Origin of the sequence: Friedmanniella luteola, from assembly GCF_900105065.1 — a bacterium.
Lineage (GTDB): Bacteria > Actinomycetota > Actinomycetes > Propionibacteriales > Propionibacteriaceae > Microlunatus > Microlunatus luteolus.
In genome coordinates this window covers 2,788,020-2,802,041 of the sequence record NZ_LT629749.1, presented here as the reverse complement: position 1 = coordinate 2,802,041, position 14,022 = coordinate 2,788,020, and the positions used below count along the sequence as shown (strand labels likewise).

The following is a 14,022-nucleotide window of genomic DNA, read 5'->3' as shown; positions in this document are numbered from 1 at the left end:
CTCTCCGTCGTCAGCACGTCGACGGGATCAGGTCGGGTGGTGGTCAGGAGGTGAGGCCGGTGCCGAAGGGGTGCAGCACCGTCCCGGGGTCGGTGGCGCTGGGGATGTCCACCGGCAGCGTGCCCTGCGGGGTGATCGCCCCGTCGAGCAGCCGGGCCAGCGACTCCAGGGCCACCGGGGTGGTGGAGCAGGTGACCAGGTAGCTCGGCACGCCGGGCAGCACGCTGATGTCGTAGGGGTGACCCACGGCGACCACGAGGACCGGCTTGCCGGTCCTCTGCAGCGCGGCGACCAGCTCCTGCTGGGCGGGGTCCTTCGTGGCCGAGGAGGTCATCACCACCACGGTGTCGTGCGTCGCGGCCCTGGTGACGGCCGCCGCGATCGTGGCGTCGGCCGGGGCGCTGCCGGTGGTGAAGCCCTCGGCCCGGTGGCCGCGCGCCGCCAGCTTCCCCGCCAGCAGCGGCACGCCGGTGGCGCTGGAGCCCGTGACCAGCGTCGAGCCGGACGGCAGCGGGACCAGGTCCGCGTCGTCGGTGACCAGCGTCGGCGTGCCGTCGGTGATCTGCTGCGCCCGGGCCAGGTGCGCCGCGGTGCCGACCGTGCGCGCGACCCGCTGGACCTCGACCAGCGGGTCCTGCACCACACCGCGCCGGTACTTCATGGCCAGGATGCGACGGACGCTCTCGTCGAGTCGCTGCTCGGTCAACCGGCCGGAGCGGACGGCGTCGAGCACGGCCTGGTACTGCACGACCGGCTGCTGCGGGTCGAGCAGCACGTCGGCGCCCGCCTCGACGGCCCGGATCGCGATCTCCGCGTCGCTGTACTTCGCGCGCACCCCCGCCATCCGCAGCGAGTCGGTCGCGATGACCCCCTGGTAGCCCAGCTCCTCGCGCAGCAGGCCGGTCAGCACCTTCCTGCTCAGCGTGGACGGGTCACCGTTGGGCTCCAGCACGGGGAAGGAGATGTGCGCGGTCATGATCGAGTCGACGCCGGCGGCGATGGCCGCCTTGAACGGCGGTGCGTCGACCTGCTCCCACTGCGCGCGGGTGTGGGTGATCACCGGCAGCTCGCTGTGCGAGTCGGTGCCGGTGTCGCCGTGCCCGGGGAAGTGCTTGGCGACCGCGGAGACCTCGCCGTCGAACTGCAGCCCGCGGACGGCGGCGGTGACGTGGTCGGCGACCAGCGCGGGGCGGGACGAGAACGAGCGGACGCCGATGATCGGGTTGGCGGGGTTGACGTTCACGTCGGCGTCGGGGGCGTAGTCGGCGTTGATGCCGACGGCCCTCAGCTCGGTGCCGGTGATGCCGTAGGTGTCGCGGGTCGCGCGCAGGTCGCGTCCGGCGCCCAGGGCCATGGCTCCGGGGAACTGGGTGGCCGGCGGCCCCACCCGGGCGACGAGGCCGGTCTCCTGGTCGGTGGCGATGGTCAGCGGGATCGCCGGCCCCCGGTCCTTCCCCGTCGACCGGCCGCCGCGCTCGAGAGCGGCCTCCTGCAGGCCGTTGCTCAGCCTCGCGATCTGCTCGGGGTCCTGCGTGTTGTCCGACCAGGCGAAGTAGATGACCCCGCCGAGGTGCAGCTCCCGGACCGCCTCGGCCGGGGTGGCGACCCCGAACCGCTCGAGGTTCTCCGGCGAGGCGGTGTCGGCGGTCGCGCCCGTCACGTAGGGCACGAAGAGCTGCCCCACCTTCTGCTCGAGCGACATCTGGTGCAGCGTCTCCTGCACCCACCGGGGCGGGCGGTCGGGACCGCCGCGGCCGGCGTCGGCGGGAGCGGCGCTCAGGGCGGTGACCCCAAGCACGAGGGCCGCACCGGCGGCGACGGCGGGGACGAGGCGGGAGCGGGCCATGGGATCTCCGGGGCTGGGGATCGGGGGGAAACGAACACCTGTTCTCCGAACGTACTGAGCCGCAGGTCCTGCCGTCAACGGTTGACGCTGCACGAGATGCTGATGTCAGAAACTGACCCGACCGCGGACCGGTCGTCGGACGACCGATCTCCCGAACTCCCGGCGGGCGCCGGCCGGTCGGGCCACCATCGAGAGCATGACCAGCACCAGCACCGCGTCCCTGACGTCGACGGCCGCGCTCGACCGGTCCTGGGTCCTGGGCACGGTGGGGCGGCTGCTCGCCTTCGTGCTGGCCGAGGTCGCCGTGCTGCTCGGGACGCGTGCGGCGTCCCTGCCCGACCCGGCGGTGGGCGCCGGTCTGCTGCTCGTGGTCCTCGGACTGGGCGCCGCGGCCGTCTGGGCGGCGGCTGACGGGCACCAGACCGGCCGGTCCGCCCCGGTGCTCGCCCGGTGGGCCGTCGTCGCCCTGGTGTCGGGTCTGGTGCTGGCCCTCTGGGACGCGGGGACCGGTCTGAGCGGTCTGGCCGGGGTCACCGGGGTGGTCGTGCTGGGGTCGGCGACGCTCGGCTGCCTCGCCGGGGTGCTGACCGCCCGCCGGCCGCGGCTGGGCCAGGGCGGCGTGTCCTAGGGCGTCGGGGGCGCGTCGACGGGGTCGGCGCCCCGCACGGGGGCGGTCCGCTCGCCGGCGGCAGCGCCCTCGTGGCTGAGGTGGGTGATGTGGTGCGGGACGACCACCTCCACCGCGTTGCGCTGCACCCGGAACTCGACGGGGCTGGCGGCGGCGATCTCGCCGTCGAGGTTGACCGGCTGGGGCCGGTCGGTCACCAGCACGACGGCGGGCGTGACGACGTGCTGGACGTGCTCGTGGTGGACCAGGGTGCCGTTGCGCAGCAGGCGGGCGAGGCTGAGGTGCTCGCGCAGCCGGCCGGCGCGCACGGCGTAGACGTCGAGGGAGGCGTCGTCGATGCCGGCGTCGGGGGCGACGGTGTTGCCGCCGCCGTAGTGCCGCCCGTTGCCCACGGCGACCTGCAGCAGGTCGCTCAGCTCCAGCGGCTCCCGGTCACCCTCGGGGAACTCCAGCCGCACGTCGAACGGCTCGTGCCGGCGGTAGGCCCGCAGCGTCGCCACCGGGTAGGCCACCGGCCCGAGGCGGCGCTTCAGCTGCGGGTGCAGGGCGTGCGTGGCGCCGACCGACAGCCCGAGCGAGGCGACGTTGAGGAAGGGGGTGCCGTTGGCCCGGCCCAGGTCGACGTCGACGACCTTGCCGGTCGCCAGGGCGCTGATCCCCGGGACCACGCCGGGCCGCAGGTCCAGCGTGCGGGCGAAGTCGTTGGCGGTGCCCAGCGGGACGACGCCGAGCACCGGGCGCACCTCGGCCGGCAGGTCGGCCAGCAGACCCGCCACGGCGCCGACCGTGCCGTCCCCGCCGCCGACCACCAGCAGCCGGCAGCGGCCCGCGACGGCGGCCGCCACCTCGGCCGGCAGCTCCGCCGGGTCGCGGAGCAGCACGGAGCGCACCACCCCCAGCCCGGCCGAGCGGAGGCCGCGCAGGGTGCGGCCGTACGCGTCGGCGCCACGCCGTGAGCTGCCGTTGACCAGCAGGGCGACGCGGTCGTGGGGGACGGGACCGGACATGGGAGGAGCCTAGGCGGCGATCCCGTGCGCCTGCTGTGACCGCCCGCCGGCCCGCCGGGATCCGGCGGTGACCGTCGAGCCCTTGGTGCAGACGGGACTGATGGTGCAAACTGGTGCCGTTCCACCACGGGTCGACCGGCTCTGAGGATGTCGGGGAAGGCAGCTCTCACGCTGTCGGTCGATGCACGAGGAGGAACAGATGAGCACGACCCGTGGAGTCCTGTACATCCACTCCGCGCCGTCAGCCTTGTGCCCGCACATCGAGTGGGCGGTCGGCGGCGTCTTCGGCATGCCCGTGGGCGTGACGTGGGCAGCGCAGCCGATCGAGCGCGCCGCGTACCGCTGCGAGTACCCGTGGTCGGGGCCCGTCGGCACCGCGGCGCGGCTCGCCAGCGCGCTCAAGGGCTGGCAGAAGGTCCGCTTCGAGGTGACCGAGGAGCCGACCTCGACCTCCGAGGGCGAGCGCTACTCCTACACCCCGGGGCTCGGGGTCTTCCACGCCGTCACCGGCCTGCACGGCGACATCCTCGTCCCCGAGGACCGGATCAAGCACGCCGTCGTGGCCGCCGCCGTCGGCGGGCCCGACCTGCCGACCGCCCTCGGCCAGCTGCTCGGCCAGCCCTGGGACGACGAGCTCGAGCCCTTCCGGCACGCCAGCGACGGCGGTGCCGTCCGGTGGCTGCACGAGGTCGTCTAGACCGCTGCTCCTGGCGCGGTGCTGGGGGACCTGCGGCGGCCCGACGGTCCGGCTGCGGTTCCTCAGCACGCCTGGTCCACCTGCGGCGCGCGTTACGCGAGCGCAACGCCGACCCGGCAGACTGTGCCGGTGACGTCGGACTCCCCCCCACGCCCGCGTCCGGACACGGCCGAGCACCGGCGCCTCGCCGAGTCGGCCGACGCCTCCGGGCCGTGGCGCCGCTGGGGTCCCTACGTGGCCGGGCGGCAGTGGGGCACGGTCCGCGAGGACTACTCCGCCGACGGCAGCGCCTGGGACTCCTTCCCGTTCGACCACGCCTACGCGCGGACCTACCGCTGGGGCGAGGACGGGCTGGGCGCGGTCTGCGACCGGTTCGGCTTCGTCAACCTGGGGCTGGCCCTGTGGAACACCCGCGACCCCATCCTCAAGGAGCGGCTCTTCGGCCTGACCAACGCCGAGGGCAACCACGGCGAGGACGTCAAGGAGCACTTCTGGGCCCTCGACTGCACGCCCACCCACAGCTGGATGCGGTGGCTCTACCGCTACCCGCAGGCTGAGTACCCGTACGCACGGCTGCGTGCGGAGAACGCCGCCCGGGGCCGCGACGACCGTGAGTTCGAGCTGGCGGACACCGGGGTGCTGGACGAGAACCGGTTCTTCGACGTCCTCGTCACCTACGCGAAGGCCAGCCCCGACGACCTGCTGATGACGGTCTCGGCCACCAACCACGGGCCCGACCCGGCCCCGCTGGAGCTGATCCCGCAGCTGTGGCTGCGCAACACCTGGGGCTGGGGTCGCGACGAGCGCCGCACCTCGATCGAGCCGATGCCGGTCGAGGACGGGTCCGGCCTCACCGCCGTCCGGCTGCCGCACGAGCACCTCGGGGAGATCCACCTGGCCGCCGAGGGCGCACCGGAGGTGGTGTTCTGCGAGAACGAGACCAACCACCTCAAGCTGTTCGGCACGGGGATGAACGCGGCCCGCTACACCAAGGACGGCATCAACGACCACGTGGTGCACGGTGCCCGCGACGCCGTCACCCACCGGGGCGGCACCAAGGTCGGGTTCCGCTACACCTTCGCGGAGGTGCCGCCCGGCGCCACCGTGACCGTCCGGCTGCGGATGCAGCCCACCCCGCCGGACGCGACGACGTTCGGCGACGGCTACGCCGCGGTGGTCACCGCCCGGGAGGCCGAGGCCGACGCGTTCTACGCCACCGTCATCCACCCGGGTCTCGACGCCGAGGACACCCACGTCGCGCGGCGGGCCTACGCCGGCCTGCTGTGGGGCAAGCAGCTCTACCGCTACGACGTCGAGCAGTGGCTGGAGGGCGATCCGGCCGACACCACGCCAGCGCCACCCGCGCGCCGGCACCCCGGGGCCCGGAACCTGCACTGGCAGCACCTGTCGCTCGCCGACGTCATCTCGATGCCCGACGAGTGGGAGTACCCCTGGTTCGCCGCCTGGGACACCGCGTTCCACACCATCCCGCTCGCCCACGTCGACCCGGCGTTCGCCAAGGAGCAGCTGGTGCTGATGTGCCGGGAGTGGGCGATGCACCCCAACGGCCAGCTGCCGGCCTACGAGTGGGACTTCGGCGACGTCAACCCGCCGGTGCACGCCTGGGCCGCCTGGCACGTGTACCGGATCGACGGCTACCGCGACCGCGAGTTCCTGATCCGGATCTTCACGAAGCTGCTGCTCAACTTCTCGTGGTGGGTGAACCGGCAGGACGCCGCCGGCTCGAACCTGTTCGAGGGCGGCTTCCTCGGCATGGACAACATCGGCCTGTTCAACCGCTCGGCGCCGCTGCCGCCCGGGTTCCGCCTGGAGCAGTCCGACGCCACCAGCTGGATGGCCTTCTACTCCCAGCAGATGTTCAAGATCGCCCTCGAGCTCTCCCGCTTCGACTCCGCCTGGGACGACACGGCGACGAAGTTCCTCGAGCACTTCCTCTCGATCGCCCGGGCCATGAGCTCGTTCGGCAGCCGCAACATCTCGCTGTGGCACGAGCAGGACGGCTTCTACTACGACGTCCTCGTCGAGCCCGACGGCCGCGCGCACCACATGCGCGTCCGCTCGATGGTCGGGCTGCTGCCCCTGCTGGGCGCCACCGAGGTGCCGTCCTGGATGGAGGAGGAGTGCCCCGGCGTCGGCGAGCGGCTGCGCTGGCTGCAGAAGCGGCGGCCGGGCCTGGTCGGGCCGCTGCTCACCGAGCACACCGGCGAGGGTGAGGCGGGGGACGGGCAGCGCCGGCTGCTGTCCATGGTCGACCCCGAGCGGCTGCGCCGGATCCTCGAGCGGATGTTCGACACCGAGGAGTTCCTGTCCCCGTACGGCATCCGCTCGCTCTCCAAGGCCTACACCGAGCCTGTCGAGTTCGAGTTCCACGGCCGCAAGACCTCGATCGAGTACGAGCCGGGGGAGAGCCGGACGGGCATGTTCGGCGGCAACTCCAACTGGCGCGGACCCGTCTGGTTCCCGGTCAACGTGCTGCTGGCCGACAAGCTGCGGACCTACGGCCGGCACTTCGGCGACTCGTTCCTCATCGAGATCCCCACCGGGTCGGGGGTGAAGAAGACCCTCGTGGAGGCCGCCGACCTCGTCGACGGCGGCCTGACGGCGCTGTTCCGGACCGTCGACGGGCGCCGGCCCAGCGACGGCGAGCGGATCGAGGCCAGCGACGACCCGCTCTGGTCGGCCCACCCCACCTTCTGCGAGTTCTTCGACGGCGACACCGGCGAGGGCCTGGGCGCCACCCACCAGACCGGCTGGACGGCCCTGGTCGCGCACCTGCTCAACCCGCGGCTGCCGCCCGACCCCCGGCGCCAGGGCTGGGGCTGAGGCCTGCTCCCCGGGCCTGGCGAAGGGCCGGGTTTGCCCGGCGAGGCTAGGTTGCCCGGCATGAGCCACCGCACGCCCGGCCGACCCGCTGCGGTCGCGGTCGCCGGGGCGATGGCCCTGCTGCTCGCCGCCTGCAGCAGCACCGCGGCCACCTCCGCGCCGCCCGCGCCGACCAGCACCGGGGCGGGCGTCGCCCTGGTCGGCGCGCCCCTCGAGGTGCCCGACGGCCTCGACGTCGCCCCGTTCGACGAGCCGCGCGAGGTGCAGGTGCCCGACGGCTGGTCGGTCAGCCTGTGGGCGCGCGTGGACGCGGCCCGGCTCGCGGCCTGGACGCCCGACGGCCGGTTGCTGGTCTCCCGGCCCAAGCAGGGCGACGTCGTGCTCCTCAGCCCGGGCGAGGGGGAGCCCGCCAGCACGACCCTGCTGAGCGGGCTCGAGCAGCCGCACGGCCTGGCCTTCGCCGGCTCCACCCTCTACGTCGCGCAGAGCGACCGCGTCGACGCCTACCCCTACGACGCCGGCCGGGTCGGCGACCCGCGGCCGGTCGCCGACGGGCTCCCGGACGCGAAGAGCGACGACCTCCGGGGCGCCTACGCGCACGCCCTGAAGAGCGTCGCCGTCGGCGAGGACGGTGCCGTCTACGTCTCGGTCGGCTCCACCGGCAACGTGTCGGAGGAGGACCGCAGCGCCGACCCCGAGCGCGCGACGGTGCTGCGGGTGCCACCCGGCGGCGGCGAGCCGGCCGTGTTCGCCCGCGGCGTCCGCAACGGGACCGGGCTGGCGGTCGGACCCGACGGGTCCGTCTGGAGCGCGGTCAACAACCGCGACAACATCGCCTACCCCTACGACCGGGCTGCGGACGGCGACGGCGGGTCCGACCAGGGCGAGGTGCTGGACGCCTACGTCGCCGACCACCCGTTGGAGCCGCTGGCCCGGCTCACGCAGGGCCGCGACCTCGGCTGGCCCTACTGCAACCCCGACCCGGACGCCGAGCCCGGCGTGCCCGGCAGCCCGCTGGTCTACGCCGACCGTCCCTTCGTCCGCGACGTGCAGACCAACGCCGACGGCGCCGAGCTCGACTGCGACGCCCTCGCGCCGGTGGAGCAGGGGATGGGCGCGCACTCGGCGCCCCTCGGCCTGTCCTTCGCCGAGGACCTGCCCGGACCACTCGGCGACGGCGCGCTGGTGGGCATCCACGGCTCCTGGAACCGGCAGCCGCCCCGCCCGCCCGAGGTGGCCTTCTTCCCGTGGCGCGACGGCGGCCTCGGCGACCAGCAGACCCTGCTCGGCGGCTTCCAGGACGCCGACGGCGCTCGCTGGGGCCGCCCCGTGATGGCCGTCCAGGGCCCCGACGACGCCGTCTACGTCACCGACGACGCCGCCGGCGCGGTGTACCGGATGGTGCCTCCCGCGCGTTGAGCCGACGTGTCAGACGTGAGGTGACCCCGGGGTCAACCCCCGTCTGACCACTCGGCGATCCCCGTCAGAGCGGGATGTTGGTGTGCTCCCCGCGGGTGCCGGAGTCGGCGGCGCGGATGGCGGCGGCGAGGGCCGAGCGGGTGACGTCGGGGGTGACGATCTCGTCGACGACGCCGATCTCCACCGCCTTCTCCACACCGCCGGCGATCCGCTCGTGCTCGGCCGCCAGCTCGGCCTCGACCTGCGGGCGGACGTCGTCGGCGACGGCGGCGAGCTTGCGCCGGTGCAGGATCCGCACGGCCGCGACCGGCCCCATCACCGCCACCTCGGCGCCGGGCCAGGCGAAGACCTTCGTCGCGCCGAGCGACCGGGCGTTCATGGCGATGTAGGCGCCGCCGTAGGCCTTCCGCGTGACCAGGGTCACCCGGGGGACGACGGCCTCCGCGAAGGCGTGCAGCAGCTTGGCCCCGCGCCGCACCACCCCGTCCCACTCCTGGCCGACGCCGGGCAGGTAGCCGGGGACGTCGACCAGCACGACCAGCGGGACGCCGAAGGTGTCGCACATCCGGACGAACCGGGCCGCCTTCTCCGCGCTCAGGGAGTCCAGGCAGCCGCCGAGGCGCAGCGGGTTGTTGGCGACGACGCCGACGGTCCGGCCGCCCAGCCGGCCCAGCGCGACGGTGACGTTCGGGGCCCAGCGGGCGTGCAGCTCGACGGTCGAGCCCTCGTCGAGGACGCCGTTGATCAGCGGGTGCACGTCGTAGGCCCGCCGCGGGGACTCCGGCAGCAGCGCGGCCAGGTCGGTGTCGGCGACCTCGGTCTCGGTGACGCCCTGGCTCGCCAGCAGGGTGGTGATCCGGCGGCCCTGCAGCAGCGCGTCGGGCTCGTCCTCGGCCACCAGGTGGACGACGCCGGACCGACGCCCGTGGGTGTCGGGCCCGCCCAGCCGCAGCATGTCGACGTCCTCCCCGGTGACGGAGCGGACGACGTCCGGGCCGGTGACGAAGATCCGGCCCTCGGGGGCGAGGATCACGACGTCGGTCAGCGCCGGCCCGTAGGCGGCGCCACCGGCGGCGAAGCCGAGCACGATGGAGATCTGCGGGATGTGGCCGGACGCCTGGGTCATCGCGTGGAAGATCCGGCCGACGGCGTGCAGCGAGAGCACGCCCTCGGCGAGCCGGGCGCCCCCGGAGTGCCAGATGCCGAGGACCGGCACGCGGTCGATCATCGCCCGCGCGTAGGCCTGGACGACCACCTCGCAGCCCTGGACCCCCATCGCGCCGCCCATCACCGTCGCGTCGGAGCAGAAGGCGACGACGCGGCAGCCGTTGATCGTGCCGACGGCGGCCAGCATGCCGGAGTCGTCGTCGGGCGTGATCAGCTCGAGCGAGCCCTCGTCCAGCAGCTCACGCAGCCGGAAGTTGGGGTTGCGCGGGTCCTGGTCGCGGGGGAGCTTGACCTTCGCCGGGGCGGGGGCCGGCGTCGCGGGTGCGGCGGCCGAGGGTGCGGGGACGGTCGCGGTCATGGTCAGGCTCCTGTGGCGTAGGCGTTGGTGAAGGCGACCGCGACGTTGTGACCACCGAAGCCGAACGAGTTGTTGATCGCCGCCAGGTCGCCGGCGGGCAGGTCGCGGACCTTCGTGGCGATGTCGGCGCGCAGGTCGGCCTCGGGGTTCTCGAGGTTGATCGTGGGCGGCACCTTGCGGTGGCGCAGGGCCAGCAGCGTGGCCATCGACTCCAGCGCCCCGGCACCGCCGAGCAGGTGGCCGGTCATCGACTTGGTGCCGGTGACGACGGCCTCGTTCTGCTCGCCCAGCGCCTGGCGGATCGAGCTCAGCTCGGTCAGGTCGCCCTGCGGCGTCGAGGTGGCGTGGGCGTTGACGTGGACGATGTCGCCGGGGGAGAGGTCGGCCTCGCGCAGGGCCAGGCTCATCGCGCGGGCCTGCGTCTCCCCGGTCGGGTTCGGCTGCACCATGTCGTGGGCGTCGGCGGTGATCCCGGCACCCGCGAGCTCGCCGTAGATCCTCGCGCCGCGGGCCTGGGCGTGCTCGAGGGTCTCCAGCACCAGCATCACGGCGCCCTCGCCCAGCACGAAGCCGTCGCGGTCGACGTCCCAGGGCCGTGAGGCGCGCTCGGGCTCGTCGTTGCGCCGGCTCATGGCCTGCATGTTGGCGAAGCAGGCGATCGGCATCGGGTGGATCACGCTCTCGGTGCCGCCGGCCACCACCACGTCGGCCCGGCCCAGGCGGATCTGGTCCAGCGCGTGGGCGAGCGACTCGTTGCTGGAGGCGCAGGCCGAGACCGGCGTCGAGGCGAACGCCTGGGCGCCGAGCCGCAGGCTGACGTTCGCCGAGGAGGCGTTGGCCATCAGCATCGGGATGGAGAGCGGGCTGACCCGCCGGGCGCCCTTCTCCTTGTGCACGTCCCACTGCCCGAGGAGGGTGTTGAGGCCGCCGATGCCCGTGGCGATGGCGACGCCGAGCCGGGTGCGGTCGACGGGGTTGTCCTCCTTGAGGCCGTAGCCCGCGTCGGACCAGGCCTCCATCGCCGCGATGACGGCGAGCTGCGCGGAGCGGTCCAGCCGTCGCGCCTCGACGCGTTCGAGGACCTCCCCGGGCTCGACGAGGACGGGGGCCGCGATCTTGACGGGCAGCTCGTCGGCCCAGTCGGCCTCGATCGGGCGGACGCCGGAGCGTCCGGCGAGCAGGGCGTCCCACGTGCTCGGGGCGTCTCCGCCGAGCGGGGTGGTGGCGCCGATGCCGGTGACGACCACGCGGGTCCGGGACATGTCGTTCTCCTGCCAGGTGGTGCGATCGGTGCGGGGTGGGTCAGCTCGTGATCATGGTCCGCAGCAGCTGCGGACCATGATCACGAACGGCGGTCAGGAAGCGGCGCGCTCGATGTAGGCGACCGCGTCCCCGACGGTCTTGAGGTTCTTGGCCTCCTCGTCGGGGATGCTCACGCCGAACTTCTCCTCGGCGGCGTAGATGATCTCGACCATCGAGAGCGAGTCCACGTCGAGGTCGTCCGTGAACGACTTGTCGAGCTGGACGTCGTCGGTGGGGACACCGGCGACCTCGTTGACGATCTCGGCGAGGTCGGTGCGGACTTCTTCGGTGGTGGGCATAGGAGCTTCTCCTTCGTCGTGGTGGTGCTGGTGGGATCGGTGGTGGTGCGGTCGTGCGTCGGCCCGGGCCGGCCGGTCAGGGGAGCAGGATGACCTGTCCCGCGTAGACCAGGCCGGCGCCGAAGCCGATGATCAGGCAGGTCTGGCCGCTGCGGGCCTGACCCGACTCGAGCAGGGTCTCGATCGCCAGGGGGATGGAGGCCGCCGAGGTGTTGCCGGAGTGGATGATGTCGCGGCCGATGACCACGTCCGAGGGCAGCTTGAGCGCCTTGAACATGGCGTCGGTGATCCGGTTGTTGGCCTGGTGGGGCACGAAGACCTCGAGGTCCTCGGGCTTGACGCCGGCCGCGTCCATCGCCTCGGCGGCGGTCTTGGCCATCGTGTAGGACGCCCACTTGAAGACGGGGTTGCCGTTCATCCGCAGCATCGGCCAGTGCGGCCGGCCGTCGTCGTGCGCGTCCGCGTCCATGGCCGTGGTCCAGGACTCGCTCTGCGCGATCAGGTCGGCCTGGTCGCCGTCGGAGCCCCAGACCACCGGCCCGATGGCCGGGGTGTCGCTCGGACCGACGACCGCGGCGCCGGCGCCGTCGGCGAAGATGAACGCCGTCGAGCGGTCGTGCTTGTCCGTCATGTCGCTGAGCCGCTCCACGCCGATGATCAGCACGTGCTTCGAGGCCCCGGTCCGGACGAAGGAGTCGGCCATCGCCAGGGCGTAGCAGAAGCCCGCGCAGGCGGCGGAGATGTCGAACGCCGCGGCGTTCTTCGCGCCCAGCTCGCTGGCGATCGTGGTCGCGATCGCGGGCGTCTGGTGCAGGTGGGTGACCGTCGACACGATGACCGTGTCGATCTGCCCCGGCTCGACGCCCGCCCGCTCCATCGCCTTGCGGGCGGCGGCCTGGCTCATCATCGAGACGGTCTCGTCCTCCGACGCCCAGCGGCGCTCGCTGATGCCGGAGCGGGTGCGGATCCACTCGTCGGTGGAGTCGATGTAGGTGACGATCTCGGCGTTGTCCACCACGCGGCGCGGGCGGTAGCCGCCGATGCCCAGGATCTTCGAGAACTTCGCCCCCTGCGAGACGTTCAGGGGGGTGGAGCTGTCCAGGGCGCTCATCGCGTGACCTCCGTCGCGTCGGCCGACTCCACCATCGGGTGGAGCCGGAGCAGGGGCTGGCCGGGGGAGACGGGGTCGCCGTCCTCCACCAGCCACTCGACGACGATGCCGCCGTGGGGTGCGTTGACGGCGATGTCGTCGCGCCGGTTCTTGACGACGCCGACGGTGCTGTCCAGCGGCAGCACCGTGTCGGCCTCGATGTCCTCGGTCCGGGTGAACTGGCCCTTGCCGGGGGAGACGACGAGGCGCCAGGTGGGGTTGCCCGCGATCGGGGAGGACGACGCCGTGCCGCCGTGCCGGCGGACGAACTCCATCGCCTCCTCCAGCTGGTCGGGGGTGTTGAGGGCGAACAGCTCGACGCCCTTGAGGTTGCGCTTGGCGATGCCGGTCAGCGTGCCCGCGGGCGGCATCTCGAGCAGCCCGGTGACGCCGAGGTCGGCCATCGCCGCCATGCAGAGGTCCCAGCGGACGGGCGTGGCGACCTGGCCGACGAGGCGGCGCAGCACCTGCTGGCCGTCGTGGACCACCTGGCCGTCGGCGTTGGAGAGCAGCCGCGCCCGCGGGTCGTGGGTGGAGATGGCGCGGGCCAGGGAGCCCAGCCGGCCGACGGCCGGCTGCATGTGCACCGTGTGGAAGGCCCCGGCGACGCTGAGCGGGATCAGCCGGGCCCGCTTCGGCGGCGCGGCAGCCAGCGCCGCGAGCTGGTCGACCGTGCCGGCCGCGACGACCTGGCCGCTGCCGTTGAAGTTGGCCGGGGTCAGCCCCTGCGCCTCGAGCGCCGCGAGCACCTCGTCCGCGTCGCCGCCGATGACCGCGGTCATCGAGGTCGGGGTGACGGCACTGGCCTCCGCCATCGCCCGGCCGCGCTCGCGGACGAACACCATCGCCTGCTCGGCGGACAGGACCCCGACCCCGGCAGCGGCGGTGATCTCGCCGACCGAGTGGCCGGCCGCCACCCCGATGAAGGGGAAGGCGTCCGCCGGGTGCGGGAACAGCTCCAGCGCGGCGAGCAGGCCGGTCGCGACCAGCAGCGGCTGGGCCACGGCGGTGTCCCGGATCGTCTCGGCGTCGGCCTCGGTCCCGTAGTGGGCCAGGTCGAGGCCGGAGACCGCCGACAACCAGCCCAGCCGGTCGGAGAAGGACGGTTCCGAGACCCAGGGTCGCAGGAAGCCGGGTTGTTGGGCGCCCTGTCCGGGCGCGACGATCGCGAGCACGTCTTTACTCTTCCGTGACCTTCGGCCCCAGGGCGTGCAGGGACACGACCAAAGATGCGGTGCTCGTTTGTGGGGTTCTCACAAGAGGCTGGCTCAACCGTGAGCCTGATCACGTCCGGGCTCCGCGCGG

The 14,022-nt window shown here is 73.5% G+C and carries 11 protein-coding genes; 4 read left to right on the top strand and 7 right to left on the bottom strand.

The genetic code is table 11. The features are described from left to right. Nucleotides 1-43 precede the first annotated feature (43 nt). The gene (locus tag BLT72_RS13150; RefSeq protein ID WP_091413362.1) at nucleotides 44-1,846 is read right to left on the bottom strand and encodes a glycoside hydrolase family 3 protein; all 1,803 of its coding nucleotides are present in this window, start codon (nucleotides 1,844-1,846) and stop codon (nucleotides 44-46) included. Nucleotides 1,847-2,042: 196 nt separating this feature from the next. Between BLT72_RS13150 and BLT72_RS13145 the strand changes: the two genes are divergently transcribed. After that, a complete protein-coding gene (locus tag BLT72_RS13145) occupies nucleotides 2,043-2,474 on the top strand; it encodes a hypothetical protein (protein ID WP_091413360.1) in 432 nt (143 codons plus the stop codon). Here the strand turns inward: BLT72_RS13145 and BLT72_RS13140 are convergent. Continuing rightward, nucleotides 2,471-3,481, bottom strand: a complete 1,011-nt coding sequence (locus BLT72_RS13140) for a lipid kinase (RefSeq protein WP_091413358.1) — start codon at nucleotides 3,479-3,481, stop codon at nucleotides 2,471-2,473. The two genes, BLT72_RS13145 and BLT72_RS13140, sit on opposite strands and share 4 nt — an antisense overlap. A 199-nt stretch (nucleotides 3,482-3,680) precedes the next feature. Between BLT72_RS13140 and BLT72_RS13135 the strand changes: the two genes are divergently transcribed. From BLT72_RS13135 to BLT72_RS13125, 3 genes are all read left to right on the top strand, one after another. Beyond that, a complete protein-coding gene (locus BLT72_RS13135; RefSeq protein ID WP_091413356.1) occupies nucleotides 3,681-4,178 on the top strand; it encodes a DUF3145 domain-containing protein in 498 nt (165 codons plus the stop codon). Between the two features lie 129 nt (nucleotides 4,179-4,307). Then, entirely contained in the window at nucleotides 4,308-7,022 is a 2,715-nt protein-coding gene (locus BLT72_RS13130) for an MGH1-like glycoside hydrolase domain-containing protein (protein ID WP_091413354.1), read from the top strand. A gap of 60 nt (nucleotides 7,023-7,082) precedes the next feature. Next, nucleotides 7,083-8,441, top strand: a complete 1,359-nt coding sequence (locus BLT72_RS13125; protein WP_197677023.1) for a PQQ-dependent sugar dehydrogenase — start codon at nucleotides 7,083-7,085, stop codon at nucleotides 8,439-8,441. A 64-nt stretch (nucleotides 8,442-8,505) separates the two neighbouring features. On the opposite strand, the gene BLT72_RS13120 is transcribed toward BLT72_RS13125, so the two are convergent. The 5 genes from BLT72_RS13120 to BLT72_RS13100 form a co-directional block, all read right to left on the bottom strand. Further along, the gene (locus BLT72_RS13120) at nucleotides 8,506-9,966 is read right to left on the bottom strand and encodes an acyl-CoA carboxylase subunit beta (protein WP_091413353.1); all 1,461 of its coding nucleotides are present in this window, start codon (nucleotides 9,964-9,966) and stop codon (nucleotides 8,506-8,508) included. 2 nt (nucleotides 9,967-9,968) lie between these two features. Next, a complete protein-coding gene (locus tag BLT72_RS13115; protein WP_091413351.1) occupies nucleotides 9,969-11,228 on the bottom strand; it encodes a beta-ketoacyl-[acyl-carrier-protein] synthase family protein in 1,260 nt (419 codons plus the stop codon). Nucleotides 11,229-11,321: 93 nt separating this feature from the next. Then, nucleotides 11,322-11,567 (bottom strand): acyl carrier protein, encoded by a 246-nt coding sequence (locus BLT72_RS13110; RefSeq protein WP_091413350.1) that lies wholly within the window; start codon nucleotides 11,565-11,567, stop codon nucleotides 11,322-11,324. A 76-nt stretch (nucleotides 11,568-11,643) separates the two neighbouring features. After that, a complete protein-coding gene (locus BLT72_RS13105; protein ID WP_091413349.1) occupies nucleotides 11,644-12,678 on the bottom strand; it encodes a beta-ketoacyl-ACP synthase III in 1,035 nt (344 codons plus the stop codon). Continuing rightward, a complete protein-coding gene (locus BLT72_RS13100) occupies nucleotides 12,675-13,892 on the bottom strand; it encodes an acyltransferase domain-containing protein (protein ID WP_091413348.1) in 1,218 nt (405 codons plus the stop codon). Before BLT72_RS13100 ends, BLT72_RS13105 begins: the two co-directional genes overlap by 4 nt. Nucleotides 13,893-14,022 lie beyond the last annotated feature (130 nt).

Coding starts and splice junctions, on each gene's coding strand:
- BLT72_RS13150 (WP_091413362.1), bottom strand. CDS start 1,846: ATGGCCCGCTCCCGCCTCGTCCCCGCCGTCGCCGCCGGTGCGGCCCTC.
- BLT72_RS13145 (WP_091413360.1), top strand. CDS start 2,043: ATGACCAGCACCAGCACCGCGTCCCTGACGTCGACGGCCGCGCTCGAC.
- BLT72_RS13140 (WP_091413358.1), bottom strand. CDS start 3,481: ATGTCCGGTCCCGTCCCCCACGACCGCGTCGCCCTGCTGGTCAACGGC.
- BLT72_RS13135 (WP_091413356.1), top strand. CDS start 3,681: ATGAGCACGACCCGTGGAGTCCTGTACATCCACTCCGCGCCGTCAGCC.
- BLT72_RS13125 (WP_197677023.1), top strand. CDS start 7,083: ATGAGCCACCGCACGCCCGGCCGACCCGCTGCGGTCGCGGTCGCCGGG.
- BLT72_RS13120 (WP_091413353.1), bottom strand. CDS start 9,966: ATGACCGCGACCGTCCCCGCACCCTCGGCCGCCGCACCCGCGACGCCG.
- BLT72_RS13115 (WP_091413351.1), bottom strand. CDS start 11,228: ATGTCCCGGACCCGCGTGGTCGTCACCGGCATCGGCGCCACCACCCCG.
- BLT72_RS13110 (WP_091413350.1), bottom strand. CDS start 11,567: ATGCCCACCACCGAAGAAGTCCGCACCGACCTCGCCGAGATCGTCAAC.
- BLT72_RS13105 (WP_091413349.1), bottom strand. CDS start 12,678: ATGAGCGCCCTGGACAGCTCCACCCCCCTGAACGTCTCGCAGGGGGCG.